Below are 15,722 nucleotides of genomic sequence, written 5' to 3' on the forward strand. Positions count from 1 at the left end.
GGTTATGTCCCGCGCGGTTTGGCCCGCAGGGTTGGGTCAGCCGCGCGTGGATCTTCGGGCCAAGGGTGGCGAGGATATTGCGCGCGCATATCCTTGCGCACATCCGCATAAGAGCCTTCCCAAAATTGCGGCAGATCTTGCGTCACCTGAATAGGGCGCTGCGCAGGAGAGAGCAGCGTGAATTTAATGGGCAAGCGGTCTGGCCCTATGCGCGGATGCTCGGTCACGCCAAAGACTTCTTGGATGCGCAGTGCAATGGCGGGTTGGGCATCGCCATAGTCAATCGCGACTTGCCGCCCCAAGGGGGTTGTCCAATGTGCAGGTGCAAGACGATCAAGCTCGGCTAAGGCCTCATATCCCACCAACAGCTTTAGCCCCTCGCTTGGGTCGAACCGCCCCAGATCATCTGCGGTGCGCGCTGTGCCGAGGAAGGGCAAAGCCCACTCTTCAAGCCGTGCCAAAAGCGCCTCATCGCGGACATCGGCCAAGCCCGCAAAGGCAATGCGCGCCCGCAGAAATTTTGCGCCACGTGTCCACCCTAACGCGTTCAGGCCAAGGTCGCGAATACCCGCACAGAGGGCTTTTGCAACCTCCTCTGGGTCTGGAATAGGGTCATGCCTTTCGTCTAGGATGAGTGCGCCAAAGCGTTCTTGCAGCTTGGTTTCAACGCGCCGCAAGCGCGGGTTCCAGTCGCAAATCTTTTGCCATGCAATTTGATCGCCATAGATGTCGCGCAACTCGGCTTCGGTCAGGGCAAGCGCCCCCCTGATCCGGGCTTCGCGAGAGTTGCCATCAAGATCACTCGCAACAATCAAGCGCGCGCCTGCCAATTCATCGCCTGCGTCAAAGATGGCACCTTTTCCACCTGACAGAATGTATCGCGGGGCATCCCCCTTGCGGCGCATCCCGATGCGGTCGGGATAGGCCAAAGCCAGATATTGCGCGTCACTTAACGCGCGACCTTTGGCCAAGGGTTTGAGGCGCGCCATTTCCTGACGGATACGCGCAAGGGTAGGGGTTTTTCCTGCAGGCTCATCCAAAAGGCGCAACCGCAGTTTCAGATCACTTTGCGAAGTTTGCCCCTGTAGGGGGTCACGCTCGCCCAAAAGGGCCGCAATACGGGCGGCGCGCGCATCCCCAGACAACAGCATATGCGCAAGACGCGGGTGCAAGGGCATTGCCGCCATCGCGCGCCCATGGGGCGTGATCCGTCCTTCGGCGTCCAACCCCCCAAGCCCCTGCAACAAGGCCCGCGCCTCAGCCAGAGCGCCCAGAGGGGGCGGTGTAAGAAAAGGCAAACCATCCGCGCTGCCCCAAAGGGCCAGCTCCAATGCCAAGCCCGTCAGATCGGCGGCCTCGATTTCTGCGGGGGGGAAAGCGGGCAGTGCGCCTTCGCTGCTCTTCGTCCAATTTCGATAACAAATGCCTGCCGAGACGCGACCCGCGCGGCCACGGCGTTGATCCGCCTCGGCGCGGCTGACGGGTTCGGTCACAAGCCGCGTCATGCCTGAGGCGGGGTCAAACCGCGCGCGCCTCGCGCGGCCACTGTCGATGACCACAGATATATCCGCAATGGTCAGTGAGGTTTCTGCAATAGATGTGGCAAGCACCAATTTTCGCGCACCATCTGCCTCGGGGGTAATGGCCGCACGCTGTGCGGCCAAGGGCATTGCCCCATAAAGTTGATGCAGGCGAATATCGCGGGGTAAGTAAAGCAGGGCTGCGGTGCGCGCAATCTCGCCTTGACCCGGCAAAAAGGCCAAGATGCCCCCGTCCGTTTCGTGCAGGGCCTGCAGGATCAGATCGGCCATCGCGCGCTCAAGCCGCGTCTCCTTCGGCAGGGGGGCGGGCAGGTGATGGGTCACCACCTCAAAGGCTTGGCCTGCTGATGTGACAAGGGGCGCGTCATCAAGGAGTGCCGCCACGGGGGCCGCATCCAATGTGGCCGACATGACCAAGATCTTTAGATCTGGCCGAAGCGCGCTGCGTAATTCCCAACTCAAGGCAAGGCCAAGATCAGCATTGAGCGACCGCTCGTGAAATTCATCAAATATGATCGCGCCAATTTCAGGCAGGTCGGGCGCGTCTTGGATCATGCGGGTGAGAATGCCTTCGGTCACAACCTCAATCCGCGTGGAGGGGCCTGTTTTGCTGTCGCCGCGCATGCGGTAGCCGATGGTCTGCCCCACCCCCTCGCCCAAGGTTTGCGCCATGCGTTCGGCAGCGGCACGCGCGGCCAAACGGCGGGGTTCAAGCATGAGGATACGACCCTGCACCGCCCCCGCCTCAAGCAGGACAAGGGGCACACGGGTGGTTTTGCCTGCGCCGGGCGGGGCCTGCAAAACGGCGCGGCCTGCGCGCGCAAGGGCGGCGATCAACTCGGGCAGGATATCATCAATCGGCAGGCGCATAGGGCGGCAAAAATCTTTCGGGGTGGACGTAGCTTGGCCGAACAGGCAGAAAAGCCCTTGTAAGGTCAAGGAGTAATCAGCCCCGATGACGGCAGAATTGGACATTCTCGATCTCAAGGATCGGATTTTGGCGGGTGAACGCCGTGCGCTTGCCCGTGCCGTGACCTTGGTCGAAAGCAGCCGCGCCGATCATCGTGCGCAGGCGGCCGCACTTTTGGACGCGCTGCGCGGCCATGGGCGTGAGGCGCTGCGCATCGGCCTCTCGGGCACGCCCGGTGTTGGGAAATCCACCTTTATCGAGGCCTTTGGGATGATGCTGACCGATGCAGGGCTGCGCGTTGCGGTTTTGGCGGTTGATCCAAGCTCTGCGCGCTCAGGCGGGTCAATCTTGGGCGATAAGACACGGATGGAGCAGCTCTCGCGCGTGCCTTCTGCCTTTATCCGCCCCTCACCCAGTCAGGCAAGCCTCGGCGGCGTGGCGCGCCGCACCCGCGCGGCGGTGTCGCTTTGTGAGGCGGCGGGGTTTGATGTGGTCTTGATCGAGACAGTGGGCGTGGGTCAATCCGAAACTATGGTGGCCGAGATGTGCGATCTTTTCGTGCTGCTTTTGGCGCCTGCAGGCGGGGATGAATTGCAAGGGGTCAAGCGCGGGATCATGGAAATCGCCGATCTGATCTTGGTGAACAAGGCCGATGGTGATTTGCGTGCCACCGCAACCCGCACAGTGGCCGATTACGCAGGCGCGCTGCGGCTGTTGCGCAAACGCCCGCAAGACCCCGAAGGGTTCCCCAAGGCACTGGCCGTTTCTGCCGTGGAAGGGGCAGGGATTGAGACAGCATGGGTCGAGATGCAAAATTTGGCCCAGTGGCGGCAGGCGGCGGGCGTCTGGGAAGAAACCCGCGCCACGCAAGCGGCCCATTGGTTCGAGACAGAATTGCGCGACGGGTTATTGGCGCGGTTGCGCGAGGATAAGACGATCCGCGCCGCCATCGAGACCCGCGTGCGTGATGTGGCAGAGGGCAAAATCAGCCCCGATGCGGCGGCGGCGGAGATTTTGGGCAAAATGGCCCCTTAGGCCGTTTTCCGTATGAGCGCGACTTTGGCGATCAACAAAAGCCAAGGCAGGCCGTGCATCACTGATCCAAGAAACTCCGCAACTTCCGTGATCTGCTTGGATGTTTCAGCTTCCGCAGCGCCTTCGCCTCAATTTGGCGGATGCGTTCGCGGGTCACGCTGAATTGTTGCCCCACTTCCTCAAGTGTGTGGTCGGTGTTCATTCCGATGCCAAAGCGCATTCGCAGCACGCGCTCTTCACGCGGCGTGAGCGAGGCCAGAACGCGGGTCGTGGTTTCCTTCAGGTTTTCCTGAATGGCGCTGTCCAAGGGTAGAACGGCATTCTTGTCTTCGATGAAATCGCCAAGCTGGCTGTCTTCTTCATCCCCAATCGGGGTTTCCAAGGAAATAGGTTCCTTGGCGATTTTCATGACCTTGCGCACTTTCTCAAGCGGCATTTGTAGCTTTTCGGCCAATTCCTCGGGCGTTGGTTCGCGGCCGATTTCGTGCAACATCTGACGGCCCGTGCGCACCAGTTTGTTGATCGTTTCAATCATATGCACGGGGATGCGGATGGTGCGGGCCTGATCCGCAATCGAACGCGTGATCGCCTGCCTGATCCACCATGTCGCATAGGTCGAGAATTTATAGCCGCGGCGATATTCGAATTTATCCACCGCCTTCATCAGGCCGATATTGCCCTCTTGAATCAAATCCAAGAATTGCAGGCCGCGATTGGTGTATTTCTTGGCGATGGAGATCACGAGGCGCAGGTTTGCCTCGACCATTTCTTTCTTCGCCTGACGCGCCTCTTTCTCGCCCTTTTGGACTTGGTTCACGATGCGGCGGAATTCGCTGATATCAAGGCCGACATATTGGCCAACTTGAGCCATATCGGCCCGCAAGTCTTCGACCTTATCGCGGGAGCGTTCCATCAGGGCTTGCCACCCACGGCCAGGTTTTTCGGCCATGCGATCCACCCATGTGGGGTCAAGTTCATAGCCGCGATAGGCCTCGATGAATTCATGGCGATTGATGCGAGCCTGATCCGCCAGTTTCACCATGGCGCTGTCGATCGACATGATGCGGCGGTTGATGCCGTAAAGCTGGTCAATCAGCGCCTCGATACGGTTGTTGTGTAGGTGCAGTTCATTCACCAATTCCACAATCTCGCCGCGCAGTTTTTGATAGGTGGCCTCATCGCCCGAATCAAAGCTCGAATCTTCGTTAAGCGTGGCCGAGATACGCTTGTCCTGCATTTCGGCCAGATAGATGTAGTCATTGGCGATACGATCCAGGGTTTCCAAAACGCGTGGCTTAAGGGCGGCCTCCATCGCGGCCAGGCTCATATTGGCTTGATCGTCCTCGTCCTCGTCATCATCGCGGGCGATTGGGTTCCCATCCGCGTCCAATTCTTGCTCGTCACTCTGGTTCGATGCAGCACTTCCGCTGTCGCGGTTGTCGCCATCCAAACCACCAACCACGGGCGCATCATCGTCTTCTTCACCGATTGAGCGGCCAAATGTGGCGTCTAGGTCAATCACATCCCGCAGAAGAATATCTTCTTCTAGCAATTCGTCCCGCCAGATGGTGATCGCCTGAAAGGTCAGGGGGCTTTCACAAAGCCCTGCGATCATGGTGTTGCGGCCCGCTTCAATGCGCTTGGCAATCGCAATTTCACCTTCACGCGAGAGCAACTCAACGCTGCCCATTTCGCGCAGATACATTCGCACAGGGTCATCTGTGCGGTCCAGTTTTTCGGTCTCGCTGCTGGCCAAGGCCACTTCACGCGAGGTGGAGGTTTCCACTAACTCACCGCCTGAGGATTTGTTTTCCTCGTCCTCGACCTCATCATCTTCGATGATATTCACGCCCATCTCAGACAGCATCGACATGACATCTTCGATCTGTTCAGAGGAGACCTGTTCAGGCGGCAAGACAGCGTTCAATTGATCATAGGTGATAAAGCCACGTGCGCGGGCCTCGGCGATCATTTTTTTAACGGCAGCTTGGCTCATATCTAGACCGATTTCGGTCTCTTCGCCTTCGGGTTTGCCGTCATCGCTGTCTTTGGCCATCGGCGATTATCCTTTTCGTTCAAGCTCGGCCAAGGTCGGCTGACGCTTGCACCTGAAATCATTGTAGTGCGAATCAGTGATTCGCAAAGCGGATTAACGTTTTTTCTTCTCCCACACGCGCTCCTCTATCAAGTGGCGCAGGCGGTTTGAATATGCAGATGTGTCTTCACTGGCATCCGCTTGGTCGTTTCTTTTCGGCTTTGTGGCTTGTTGTAACGTCTTTAAGGCCTGAGTTAAACGCCATGACAGGTGCGGATCGTCTTCGGTGCGATCCAACCCCTCAAGGGCTTCGGCCATTTCATGGTCGATCCCATGCCACGCGGCCAGTTTCGCGAATTCCTCCGTGAGGCAGTCTCGTGCTTTGTCTTCCGCGCCCTGCGATAAAATGGGCGGTGTGATGCGCACATGGCCCATTGAGAGCAGATTTTCAAGAAGGGGAGATAACCCAAAAGCCTCTAATTCTTGGTTAAGGCTTTCTTTGTCACGGCATCGCGTCCCCAAAAGATGCGCACTCAGGCGGCGATATTCCTCCAGCTCAGGGTGTAGTCGGTCAAGCTGCGGCTCAAAATGATCGAGCAAGGCGGGGTAAAGACACAACAACGCCAAGATGACCGACCAACGCAGATCTTTTTCGCTAATTGCCCCTGATGCGAGGGCCGAGGCAAGGGTTTCCGCCAAAGGTTCGAGAGGGAGGTCAGGGCGCATAAACCCAGCCTTGCGGGGGCTGCGGGCTGTTTTAGGTGCTGCCGAACTCTGCCGTTTTTGGCGGAACAGCTGCCATTTGAGGTCTTTGAATGCTGTATCGTAGTGGTGGCGTAAATCAGGATCTTGGATCTGTGCCGTGGCGCGGCGCAGCGATTTGTCCAATTCGGCGCGCCGTTCGGGGCTGTCAAAAACACGGCCTTCGGTTTCGCGCTGCCACAAGAGGTTGACCAAGGGCTGCGCCCCGTCAATCAGGGTTTGCATTGCGCCGCGCCCTTTGGCACGGATCAGATCATCAGGGTCTTGGCCCTCAGGAAGGATGCAAAACCGCAGGGATTTTTGCGCACCCAACATGGGCAGGGCTAGATCAATCAGGCGCATTGCGGCGCGCAAGCCCGCCTTATCCCCGTCAAGGGCGATGATCGGCTCGGGCGAAATGCGCCACATGAGGTGCAATTGATCGGCGGTGATGGCGGTGCCAAGCGGGGCCACCGCCGCCTCAAACCCTGCACGCCATAGCGCGATGACATCCATATAGCCTTCTGCCACGATCAAAGGCTGGCCCTTGCCCGCGGCTTCGCGGGCGGGGCCGTGATTGAACAAGGCGCGCCCCTTATCGAACAGAGGTGTCTCGCGACTGTTGAGATATTTGGCGCGTGCGTTCGGATCCATCGCGCGCCCACCAAAGCCGATGCAGCGCCCGCGCGGATCACGGATGGGAAACATGATCCGATCTCGAAACGCATCATAGGGCGCGCCACCGTCATCGGGTTTGCTGGCAATCCCTGCGGTGATGATATCCTCGGCAGCGAAACCTTTGGCCTGCAATGCCTCAAAGGCCCCGCGCCGTGCTGATGGGGCAAAGCCGATTTCAAATCGCGCAAGCGTGGCTTCATTTATGCCCCGCTTTTCAAGATAATCCCGTGCGTCACGGGCCGCAGAGGATTTCAACTGTAGCTTATAGAATTGCACCGCCGCCTCGGTGGCCTGTGCCAATTTCTCGCGCGCGTCTGATTTTTCCTGTGCGCGTGGATCTCGTTCTGGCATGGGCATACCTGCCTCACGCGCAAGGATTTCAATCGCCTCTATGAAGCTGACATTTTCAGTATCTTTCACAAAGCTGATTGCATCGCCTTTGGCCTGACAGCCGAAACAATAATAAAACCCCTTGCGATCATCGACATGGAAGGATGCGGTTTTCTCTTGGTGAAAGGGGCAAGGGGCCCACATATCCCCCTTGGCCGCATTGGATTTGCGGTTGTCCCACATGACTTTGCGCCCGACCACCTGCGACAGCGAGATGCGGGTGCGCAATTCATCCAAAAATCCAGGCGGTAAACTCATGGGGCGAGTATCTGCGCGAACGCAGGCGCTGTCCAGATGCCGCCGCGCGATCCTCTGTGGAGAACCCTGTGGGCAAATTCACAGCGCGGCTGATCTGCGCGCTGCCACCCCTTGCATAGCATGGGTCAGTTCGGTCAGGGCTGATTGTGCCATGGATCGCATCACAAATATCTCGATGTGATCTCCGTCATCGGCTGTCACAAATAGCGCATCAATATGGCTCAATAAACTGCGCGCAGAACGCCGTGGCCCGAAGGCGGTCGGGCGCAGATCCAAAGGACAAAGCCGCGCCAAAACCTCGGCCAGATCAGGCCCTGTCAGCGTGAACCGCGCCAAAGCCCCGCTTTGATCTGCCATAAGCGCGTAAGGTGCCAAGGGGGCAAGGGGGGCTGAAGCCCCCAAAAGAAGCGCATGATCTAGCCCGTTCCAAATCAGCCGCAGTGTGTCATTTGTGACGACCTCACTAGGCGCAGGAAATTTTAGGCCCAAATCAGATTTCAGGATCGTGTTCACCGCATTAAGGCAGTTTGGATGGGGCAAGAGTGCCGTGATGTTTTGGGGGGCATCAATGCTGAGCTGAGTCGCGCCATGAGAGATTTCACTGGGGCCCGTTACAACTGGGGCTAGGGAAAGATCAGTCACGCATCCGCCCTCCGTCAGGGTCAAAGAAGACAGGCGGGCAAATCTCGCAAAGGGTTTCTTGCCCGCGTAGATGATCAACCATTTTCACCTGATCCCCATGTCGTGCGCGCCCATCCACAAAGAAGCCAAGTGCGATTGGATGGCCCAAGGTTGGCGAGAAACAGGCGGAAGATACGTAGCCTTTTGAGGTTTCCCGACTGGGTTTTGAATCGGCCTCGAACAAATGCCCGCCTGCAAGAATTTTTGATTGGCCATCAACAGGGCGCAACCCGATTAATGCGGGGCGCGCAGGGTCAAGCAACCCTTCGCGCGCCGCGCCTGCACGGCCGATGAAATCACTTTTCTTCTTGGACAATAGCCCCGCCATGCCCAAGTCACCCGCGGTCACGCGGCCATTGATTTCGGCATGGGTGATAAAGCCCTTTTCAAGACGCAAGACATTGAGGGCCTCGACCCCATAAGGCCCGCCCCCCATCGCTTCGGCGCGGGGCATAAGCGCGTCATAAAGGCTTGCGCCATAGCCCACGGGAACCGCGATTTCATACCCTTCCTCGCCTGAGAAAGAGATGCGGAAAATGCGGGCAGGCACGCCCAAAACATCCCGCGCGACCCATCCCATAAAGGGCAATTCATCCCGGCGCAGGTCTGTGGTCAGACCCGCCACAAGGTCAAACGCCTTTGGCCCTGCCACCGCGAATTGCGCCCAAGCCTCTGTTGTAGAGGTCAGGCTGAGTTTCCAATTAGGGCAAAAGACCTGCGCCACAAATTCCAGATGCGCCATGACCTCGGCTGCGGCGGCAGTGGTCGTGGTGATCACATAGTCATAGGGGCCTACCCGCGCGCAGGTTCCGTCATCCATAACAAACCCATCTTCGCGCAGCATCAAACCATAGCGCACACGCCCCTCTGGCAGGGTCGACATCGTATTGCTGTAGACAAAATCAAGAAACCGCGCGGCATCAGGGCCAGAAACGGCGATTTTGCCCAAAGTGGAAACATCGACAACACCGACCGTATTGCGCACATAGCCCACCTCGCGGTTGCAGGATTCCAGCCATGTTGTCTCGCCATTTTGTGGGAAATAGGATGCACGATACCACAGGCCCGTGGCCACCATCGGGGCATTGCGGGCAACACTTGCTGCATGGCTGGTGGTCAGGCGTTCGGGTGCAAACCCTTTGCCTTGCGCGCCCGCGCCAAACGCACCAAGGGACACGGGCACAAAGGGCGGGCGATAGGTTGTCGTGCCAGTCTCGGAAATTCCACGACCCGTGGCATCTGCCAAAACCGCAATCGCGGTCGTGTTTGAACTGCGTCCTTGATCGGGCGCCATTCCTTGGGTCGTGTAGCGCTTCATATGTTCGACCGATTGATACCCTTCTTGCGCGGCAAGGCGGATATCTTTGGTGGTCACATCATTGGCAAAATCAATCCATGCCCGCTTTTTGCCAGAAACCACCCAATGGGGCCTCGCTGTCTCGCGCGAAGCGGGGGCGATTGGGCAGGGCGTATGAGGGGCCGTCAGGCCCAATTCGGACAGGGCATTGATCGCCGCTGCAAACCCCGAGGTGAAACACTCGGCAGTGCTGAAATATCCTGCAGCACTGCCTGCGTAATGCAGGGCAGGCACCGCGCCCTCAGGGGCAAGAAAACAGGATTTCTCCGCGTTCCAAATTGCGCGGGCGCCCATATGGCAGGCAAGGTGAATATTGGGGTTCCATCCCCCAGACATTCCCAAAGCGCCTATGTCCATATCGGTGGTTTTTCCCGCGGCATCACGAATGGTTATGCCCGAGATACGCGTGCGGCCGCGTGTCGCCACGACCTCCGCACCACGATAAAGGGGATAATCGCCAAGCGCAGGCGCATCGCTGCGCGGATCGATGACGGCGGCAAGGGTTGCCCCCGCGGCCTGCAAGGCAAGCGCGTCGCGATGTCCTTGATCCGTGCTGACAAACAGCGCGATTTTGCGCGCTGGCAAGACGCCGTAGCGGTCGAGATAGGATCGCATTGCGCCTGCCATCATAATGGCGGGGCGATCATTGTCTGCAAATGCGATGGGCCGTTCAACAGCGCCTGTGGCCAAAATCGCAGCGCGCGCAGTGATGCGCCAGAAACATTCGCGTGGCACAGTGCCATTCGGGGCGTGCTCAAGTCCCACGCGCTCGATCATGCCATAGGTGCCACCATCATAGGCCCCCGTGACTGTGCAACGCGGCATGATCCGCACATTGGGCATGGCAGAAAGCTTGGCCGATATCTGCGCGAGCCAAGTTTGCGCAGGCATATCGTCAATTGCAGCATCCTCAAGCCAAAGCCTGCCGCCGAGTTCTGTGTTCTCGTCAACAAGGATCACATCCGCGCCCGCCTCAGCCGCGACAAGGGCGGCAGTCAGGCCCGAAGGGCCAGCGCCAATGACCAGAAGATCACAATGCCCAAAGGCCTTTTCAGATGGTTCTGCCTGCATCTCGCGGGACAAGCGGCCCAAACCCGCTGCGCGGCGGATCAGGGGTTCGTAAACCGCTTCCCAAAAGCGGCGCGGCCACATGAATGTTTTGTAGTAAAACCCCGCGCTTAAGAAGGGCGCGGCCAGATCATTCACGGCCAAAAGATCAAACCCAAGCGGCCCAAGATGGTTTTGACTGTTCGCAACAAGCCCCTCATAGAGGGATTGCATTGTGGCGCGTGTGTTCGGGATTGCGGCCCCATATGGCCCGCGTGACAGTTCAACCAAGCCGTTTGGATCATCCGAGCCTGCCGTCACGATCCCGCGGGGGCGGTGATATTTGAAACTGCGCCCGACTAATGCGACATCATTGGCCAGAAGGGCAGAGGCAAGGCTATCGCCCTCGAACCCCTGATAGGTTTTGCCGTCAAAGGTAAAATTGAGCGGCTTGTCGCGATTGATCCGTCCTTTGCCCTCAACCCGCATGATCTTGCCCTCGATCGCGTAGCAACTGTGCCCCTAGGATGGCGTGGCTGACTGTGTTTCGAGTTACAGATATCCACGCCCCGCAGCCGTGTGCATGGCGCCAAATCTCAACGATTTGGCCCGGTTGATTGTCTCGCAAATGCAGATAGCTGTGCCACGCCGCCACGCCCGCCTCAGCCGCAGGGCGATCTGCATATGTAATATCGCCTTTGGGACGAAATTCGCGGCTGTCTCTTTCGCCGCAAATGGGGCAGGGGATACGCATAACCGTCTCGATCTCTAATGCAAATTATGTTGGCTGCCGCGGCCTTCTTCATCCATGAGGCCCCGCCCCGTCTCAAACCGGTCGAGGCGAAAGCGCTCGGCGCTTTGATGCGGCTGATCTGTGGCCATAAGATGCGCGAAGGCATAACCCGATCCCGGCACAGCCTTAAAGCCGCCATAACACCACCCACAATTCAAATAGAGGCCCTCTATCGGGCTTTTGTCGATAATGGGGCTGCCATCCGAGGACATATCCATAATCCCGCCCCAAGAGCGCAGCATTTTGGCCTGTCCGATCATCGGCATGAGCGTCATGCCTGTTTCCACCACATGCTCTGCGGTGGGCAGGTTCCCGCGCGAGGCATAGGATGCATAAAAATCAAGGTCACCGCCAAAGACCAGTCCGCCCTTGTCAGACTGGCTGATATAGAAATGCCCCATGCCATAAGTGATCACATGGTCAATTGCAGGCTTTAGCCCTTCGGTGACAAAGGCCTGCAACACATGGCTCTCAATGGGCAAGCGCAGGCCTGCCATTGCGGCCACCTGAGAACTGCGTCCCGCCACCACAACGCCAATCTTGCGTGCGCTAATTGCACCCCGCGTGGTTTGGACACCCGTGACGCGGCCCTGATGCACATCAATCCCTGTGACTTCGCAATTCTGGATGAGGTCTACACCGCGTTGATCCGCCGCGCGGGCATAGCCCCAAGCCACCGCATCATGCCGCGCTGTGCCGCCGCGTTTGTGGTAGAGCCCGCCAAAAATTGGGAAACGTGTTTGATCATAATCGAGATAGGGGATCATGCGCCGCAATTCATCGCGATCCAACAAGATCGCATCATCGCCTTGATTGATCATCGCATTCCCGCGCCGCGCAAAGGCATCACGTTGCCCGTCTGAATGGAACAGGTTGATGATGCCGCGCTGGCTGTGCATGACATTGTAATTCAGGTCTTGCTCTAGCCCTTCCCACAGTTTCAGGGAATGGCTGTAAAATTGAGAATTGCCTTCAAGTAGGTAATTTGCGCGCACAATGGTGGTATTACGACCGATATTGCCACCGCCCAAATAGCCCTTCTCAAGCACGGCAATATTTGTGATGCCATGATTTTTGGCGAGGTAATAGGCGGTTGCCAGACCGTGGCCGCCACCGCCAATGATAATCATGTCATACTGCGCTTTTGGAGCAGGATCGCGCCACGCGCGCGTCCATGATTTTTGCCCTCGCAATCCTTCGCTGATCACACGAAGGCCTGAATAGCGCATCTGACCTCTCCCTTTGTCCCTAGGCTCACCCTAGGACAGCAGCGCAGAAGGGTTTCGTCAAGTTGCGACAAACTCAGGTATTTTGCCGACCTCTTTCGGGGGCGGCCTCGCGCTTTAGGATTCCGCCTCCAAATCCCGCTCCGCCAATATGATTTTGATCAAATCGGCCACAGCTTTGGCTTCGCCTGCCGAAGTGACGCCGCCAACGGCAACAGATTTCCCCCAACGCCGCCAAAGACCAGGGGCATAAACGCGTCCCCCTTCCTCGGGTTTGTGCAAAAATACGATAAAGCCCCCCGCCGGCTTCATCGCTAGAAACCCACGATCCACGCTTTCGACATTGTCGATATGGAACAACACGCGGCCATTTTCTTCGCGCAGACATTCGCGGGTCAGGATCAGCTTATGCGATGAGGCTTTCCACAATTTATAGGCCATCCCCAATGACCCCACGCCAAACACAATTAATAGCAAGAGCCAGAAGAGATGTTGGGGCGGGTTTGTGGCCGCAATCATGATCAGCAGAAACCCCAGGCCACCCAAACAAAACACCGCAAAGCTGCGGCGGGCAATATTGGGGGCGATATAACCGATAATCTCGTGTGGGGCGCGTTTCTTGGCCACGAAGCATTCCTTTCGCTGAAATCTGCTCCTTGCTCATACATGGAATATTGGCCCTCGCAAAGATGCACATCTTTTTGCGGATTTGTGCAGATTGTCATGGTGGGGGCTGCGCACTAGTTTGATCCACAACGCGACCCTGCAGACCGTGTGGGGCATAAGAAGGAGAAAGCTCATGTCGATCCGTCCTGTTGTAGAAGAGCGCAGCGCAAAGCCCACTTTGGAAGGGGCAGGGGTGCATTTGCACCGTGCCTTTGGCTTTCACGATCCAACCGAACTTGACCCGTTCTTGTTGTTTGACGATTTTCGCAACGAAGACCCCGCGTATTTCCAGAAAGGGTTCCCGTGGCATCCCCATCGTGGGATCGAGACCATCACCTATGTGCTGGCAGGCACGGTTGAGCACTCAGACAGCCTTGGCAATACTGGCAAATTGGGGGCAGGATCGGTGCAATGGATGACTGCAGGGCGGGGTATCTTGCACCAAGAAATGCCGCTCGGAAATGCCAAAGGACAAATGCACGGGTTTCAGCTGTGGGGTAATCTGCCATCATCTATGAAAATGACGGATCCGCGCTATCAAGACGTAGCCGCGCAAGAAATTCCAGAGGTGATTGATGACGATGGCACCCGTGTCAAAGTGATCGTTGGAGAATTTTGGGGCAAGAAAGGCCCCGTTGATGGCATTGCTGCTGATCCCCAATATTTGGATGTTTCGATCCCTGCGGGCGTGAAGAAAAACTTCCGCATCGACACCTATCGCCGCGCCTTTGCCTATGTCTTCGAAGGCCAAGCCGCGTTCGCAGATGCAAGTCAACCCACAGGCGTGCTTTTGGAAAAAGAGGTCATGGGGCAAGAAGTGAACATTCGCGATATGTCTGGCGACCGCACGTTGATCCGATTTGGCACAGGCGATGAGATCACCGTGCAGGCGGGGCCTAAAGGTGTGCGGTTCCTTCTGATCTCAGGCGCACCGATCGAAGAGCCTGTCGCGTGGCATGGGCCAATTGTGATGAACACCCAAGACGAAATCCGCCAAGCAATTGCGGATTTGCGCAATGGCACCTTTGTGGCGCCCGCACATTAAGTCACCTTTCCAAGGGGCGGGGGATCCCCTAAAAAGCGGCCTATGTTGAACATTGTCGAACATGGCACGCCGCAGGATCGCCCGCCTCTTTTGATCGCACATGGTCTTTATGGATCAGCGCGCAATTGGGGTGTGATTGCAAAACGGGTCGAACGACATTGCCTCACCGTTGATATGCGCAACCATGGCGCAAGCCCATGGTATGACAGTCACAGCTACCCTGATCTGGCCAATGATCTGGCCCAAGTGATCGAGGCGCATGGCGCCTGTGCCGATGTGGTTGGCCATTCGATGGGTGGCAAAGCCGTAATGATGTTGGCACTGAAGCGGCCCGAATTGATCCGCCGCGCCGTGATCGCGGATATTTCCCCAGTGACCTATGGCCATTCGCAACAACCTATGATTGATGCCATGCGCGCGATCGATCTCGGCGCGGTTGCGACGCGCGGGGATGCAGATCGCCAATTGCAGGCCCATGTGGACGATGCAGGGGTACGCGCGTTTTTGCTGCAATCTCTGGACGCTAAGGGACAGGCTTGGCGTCTAAATTTAGATGTTCTCTCGCGCGAAATGGCGAAGATCACAGGCTGGCCGGAGGGGGATCTTACTCCCTTTGACGGTGATATCTTGTTCCTATCGGGCGGGCGTTCCGATTATGTTCTACCCGAGCATCGCCCCTCCATTAAGGCACTATTTCCCAATGCGAAATTTGCCAAAATTCCGCAAGCTGGGCATTGGCTCCATGCTGACACTCCGCGGGAATTTGTGGAAAGCCTTAAGGTGTTCTTGGGCTAACCTGCGCGTTTCATGCGCTGCATGATATTGGTCTTCCAGACAAATTGATGCATTAATACCGCGCCCACATGCACCAAGGCCAAAAGCATGAGAAACGACTTGAGAACATCATGCACCTCGGCGCTCGCCTTAATCTGACCACCCCATGCCAGTATCCCTGTGATCGGCAAGGCCAGCATCAGCGCATAAAATGCCCAATGGGCGGTATGCGACAGCCGCGCGAAAATCGTGGGTTCTTCGGCGGGGGCATCAGGCGCGCCGCACCGCAGGCGCAGAACAAGCCGCCAGATCACCAAAAGCAGCACTATAATCCCCGGAATGGCGTGGCTCGCCCATCCCAAGGATTGCGCGTAAACGCCTGTTTCAAGCGCCTGCTCATAGGCCTCTTCAATGCCTTCGTGGTAGACGAATTGATAAATGATGAGGGCGGCTATCCCCCAATGCAGCGCAATCTGCGTGCCGCTATAGCCCAGTGGTTCTGACATCTCTTTTCTGTTCCGATCAGGTTGATGCCTTGCTGCGCC

General features: G+C 57.5%; 12 protein-coding genes. 3 read left to right on the forward strand and 9 right to left on the reverse strand.

Annotated elements, in window-relative coordinates:
- Positions 1 to 2: 2 nt before the first annotated feature.
- Positions 3 to 2,411 (reverse strand): ATP-dependent helicase HrpB, encoded by a 2,409-nt coding sequence (hrpB, locus tag AAC621_RS08730; RefSeq protein ID WP_340256424.1) that lies wholly within the window; start codon positions 2,409 to 2,411, stop codon positions 3 to 5.
- Positions 2,412 to 2,496: 85 nt separating this feature from the next.
- Between hrpB and meaB the strand changes: the two genes are divergently transcribed.
- Complete coding sequence (gene meaB, locus AAC621_RS08735) at positions 2,497 to 3,486, forward strand: methylmalonyl Co-A mutase-associated GTPase MeaB (protein ID WP_445322501.1); 990 nt, start codon at positions 2,497 to 2,499, stop codon at positions 3,484 to 3,486.
- Between the two features lie 58 nt (positions 3,487 to 3,544).
- Here meaB and rpoD read toward each other — a convergent pair whose 3' ends face one another.
- From rpoD to AAC621_RS08770, 7 genes are all read right to left on the reverse strand, one after another.
- Positions 3,545 to 5,542 carry an RNA polymerase sigma factor RpoD gene (gene rpoD, locus AAC621_RS08740; protein ID WP_340254399.1) on the reverse strand — a complete coding sequence of 666 codons (1,998 nt, stop codon included), beginning with the start codon at positions 5,540 to 5,542 and terminating at the stop codon, positions 3,545 to 3,547.
- Between the two features lie 93 nt (positions 5,543 to 5,635).
- A complete protein-coding gene (gene dnaG, locus AAC621_RS08745; protein ID WP_340254402.1) occupies positions 5,636 to 7,588 on the reverse strand; it encodes a DNA primase in 1,953 nt (650 codons plus the stop codon).
- A gap of 78 nt (positions 7,589 to 7,666) precedes the next feature.
- On the reverse strand, positions 7,667 to 8,230 hold the full coding sequence (locus AAC621_RS08750; RefSeq protein WP_340254405.1) for a sarcosine oxidase subunit gamma: 564 nt from the start codon (positions 8,228 to 8,230) through the stop codon (positions 7,667 to 7,669).
- The gene (locus AAC621_RS08755; protein WP_340254408.1) at positions 8,223 to 11,162 is read right to left on the reverse strand and encodes a sarcosine oxidase subunit alpha family protein; all 2,940 of its coding nucleotides are present in this window, start codon (positions 11,160 to 11,162) and stop codon (positions 8,223 to 8,225) included. The genes AAC621_RS08750 and AAC621_RS08755 overlap by 8 nt, the downstream gene beginning before the upstream one ends.
- A complete protein-coding gene (locus AAC621_RS08760) occupies positions 11,152 to 11,427 on the reverse strand; it encodes a sarcosine oxidase subunit delta (RefSeq protein ID WP_340254411.1) in 276 nt (91 codons plus the stop codon). The genes AAC621_RS08755 and AAC621_RS08760 overlap by 11 nt, the downstream gene beginning before the upstream one ends.
- Positions 11,428 to 11,441: 14 nt before the next feature.
- The gene (locus tag AAC621_RS08765) at positions 11,442 to 12,695 is read right to left on the reverse strand and encodes a sarcosine oxidase subunit beta family protein (protein ID WP_340254414.1); all 1,254 of its coding nucleotides are present in this window, start codon (positions 12,693 to 12,695) and stop codon (positions 11,442 to 11,444) included.
- A 114-nt stretch (positions 12,696 to 12,809) separates the two neighbouring features.
- Positions 12,810 to 13,319, reverse strand: coding sequence for a hypothetical protein (locus AAC621_RS08770; protein ID WP_340254417.1), 510 nt, complete (start codon positions 13,317 to 13,319; stop codon positions 12,810 to 12,812).
- 172 nt (positions 13,320 to 13,491) lie between these two features.
- Here AAC621_RS08770 and AAC621_RS08775 point away from each other — a divergent pair, with 172 nt between their 5' ends.
- Both AAC621_RS08775 and AAC621_RS08780 read left to right on the forward strand, forming a co-directional pair.
- Entirely contained in the window at positions 13,492 to 14,403 is a 912-nt protein-coding gene (locus tag AAC621_RS08775) for a pirin family protein (RefSeq protein ID WP_340254420.1), read from the forward strand.
- Between the two features lie 42 nt (positions 14,404 to 14,445).
- Complete coding sequence (locus AAC621_RS08780) at positions 14,446 to 15,198, forward strand: alpha/beta fold hydrolase (RefSeq protein WP_340254423.1); 753 nt, start codon at positions 14,446 to 14,448, stop codon at positions 15,196 to 15,198.
- Here the strand turns inward: AAC621_RS08780 and AAC621_RS08785 are convergent.
- Complete coding sequence (locus AAC621_RS08785) at positions 15,195 to 15,683, reverse strand: cytochrome b (RefSeq protein WP_340254426.1); 489 nt, start codon at positions 15,681 to 15,683, stop codon at positions 15,195 to 15,197. The two genes, AAC621_RS08780 and AAC621_RS08785, sit on opposite strands and share 4 nt — an antisense overlap.
- Positions 15,684 to 15,722: the final 39 nt, after the last annotated feature.

Source organism: Roseobacter sp. HKCC-CH-9208 (assembly GCF_037805125.1).
Taxonomy (GTDB): Bacteria; Pseudomonadota; Alphaproteobacteria; order Rhodobacterales; family Rhodobacteraceae; genus M30B80.

What these genes read in the sequence shown, in the direction of transcription:
- hrpB (WP_340256424.1), bottom strand. Translation starts at nt 2,411, where the DNA reads ATGCGCCTGCCGATTGATGATATCCTGCCCGAGTTGATCGCCGCCCTT.
- meaB (WP_445322501.1), top strand. Translation starts at nt 2,497, where the DNA reads ATGACGGCAGAATTGGACATTCTCGATCTCAAGGATCGGATTTTGGCG.
- rpoD (WP_340254399.1), bottom strand. Translation starts at nt 5,542, where the DNA reads ATGGCCAAAGACAGCGATGACGGCAAACCCGAAGGCGAAGAGACCGAA.
- dnaG (WP_340254402.1), bottom strand. Translation starts at nt 7,588, where the DNA reads ATGAGTTTACCGCCTGGATTTTTGGATGAATTGCGCACCCGCATCTCG.
- AAC621_RS08755 (WP_340254408.1), bottom strand. Translation starts at nt 11,162, where the DNA reads ATGCGGGTTGAGGGCAAAGGACGGATCAATCGCGACAAGCCGCTCAAT.
- AAC621_RS08760 (WP_340254411.1), bottom strand. Translation starts at nt 11,427, where the DNA reads ATGCGTATCCCCTGCCCCATTTGCGGCGAAAGAGACAGCCGCGAATTT.
- AAC621_RS08765 (WP_340254414.1), bottom strand. Translation starts at nt 12,695, where the DNA reads ATGCGCTATTCAGGCCTTCGTGTGATCAGCGAAGGATTGCGAGGGCAA.
- AAC621_RS08775 (WP_340254420.1), top strand. Translation starts at nt 13,492, where the DNA reads ATGTCGATCCGTCCTGTTGTAGAAGAGCGCAGCGCAAAGCCCACTTTG.
- AAC621_RS08780 (WP_340254423.1), top strand. Translation starts at nt 14,446, where the DNA reads ATGTTGAACATTGTCGAACATGGCACGCCGCAGGATCGCCCGCCTCTT.
- AAC621_RS08785 (WP_340254426.1), bottom strand. Translation starts at nt 15,683, where the DNA reads ATGTCAGAACCACTGGGCTATAGCGGCACGCAGATTGCGCTGCATTGG.